The 325-nt window shown below is 60.3% G+C and carries 1 pseudogene; it reads right to left on the bottom strand.

Annotation, left to right across the window (positions count from 1 at the left end):
• Positions 1-158: pseudogene (locus EN807_RS37240) on the bottom strand (LPS export ABC transporter permease LptF); the annotation flags it as partial.
• Positions 159-325 lie beyond the last annotated feature (167 nt).

Genomic DNA, 325 nt, shown 5'->3' with positions numbered 1-325 from the left:
GCGACCTCGAAGAAGGTCAGCGCCGATTGGCCGCTGTCGGTGACGAGATCGATCTTGGCGAGCACCTGCGTCGTCCACACGATCGCCAGCGTCCAGGTCAGCGCGGCCACGAAGACCGTCGCTGCGCGACGCATGATGTAGCGTTCAACGACCTTCATGAAGGCTTTCTCGATTTTGCCGAACGGCATCATGCCCGCCGACAAGGTAGTCATCCGGCGACGGCAGTACAACTGGCTGCATTGGCGGCTCGATCTGGTTCCCGTTCCACATCACGCGCCCCGGCTGGCCGGAGTGTCCAAGGCAATGCATAAGAAATGCAAAACAT

The organism is Mesorhizobium sp. M5C.F.Ca.ET.164.01.1.1 (assembly GCF_004792125.1).
In the GTDB taxonomy this organism is placed as follows: Bacteria; Pseudomonadota; Alphaproteobacteria; order Rhizobiales; family Rhizobiaceae; genus Mesorhizobium; species Mesorhizobium wenxiniae.
The sequence above is the reverse complement of the archived record's forward strand: the minus strand, read 5'-3'. Positions and strand labels throughout refer to the sequence as shown.